Below are 618 nucleotides of genomic sequence, written 5' to 3'. Positions count from 1 at the left end.
TCCAATTGCCAACGAAATTCGTTTCCCTTCCAGTTGAAACTGTAGTTTCTTCTCTTTGAAGTTTACTTTAATCTCGTTTCGCAGTTATTATTCAGTTCTCAAGGTACATCGCTGAAGACCCTTTTCAGGGCCCTCAAAATTGAACAATATCGATCTCTTGCTTCGTCACCGACTCACGCCGGACTTTTCAGTCCGCGTCAGCCAGACTCCCTAGAAAGGAGGTGATCCAGCCGCAGGTTCTCCTACGGCTACCTTGTTACGACTTCACCCCAATCACCAGTTTTACCTTCGGCGGCGTCCTCCTTGCGGTTAGACTGCCGACTTCGGGTCCCCCCGGCTCTCATGGTGTGACGGGCGGTGTGTACAAGGCCCGGGAACGTATTCACCGCAGCATGCTGATCTGCGATTACTAGCAATTCCGACTTCATGCAGGCGAGTTGCAGCCTGCAATCTGAACTGGGACGTTGTTTTTGAGTTTTGCTCTGCCTCGCGGCTTCGCTTCTCTTTGTTGAACGCCATTGTAGTACGTGTGTAGCCCAAGTCATAAAGGGCATGATGATTTGACGTCATCCCCACCTTCCTCCGTTTTGTCAACGGCAGTCTGAATAGAGTCCTCTT

General features: G+C 50.5%; 1 rRNA gene. It reads right to left on the bottom strand.

Annotation, left to right across the window (positions count from 1 at the left end):
• Window positions 1–214: 214 nt before the first annotated feature.
• Window positions 215–618 (bottom strand): 16S ribosomal RNA (locus B5G12_RS14245); the annotation flags it as partial.

Source organism: Faecalibacterium sp. An58, assembly GCF_002161515.1.
Classification (GTDB): domain Bacteria; phylum Bacillota; class Clostridia; order Oscillospirales; family Ruminococcaceae; genus Faecalibacterium; species Faecalibacterium avium.
Note: the sequence above shows the minus strand (reverse complement) of the source record. Positions and strands in the feature narration are given on the sequence as shown.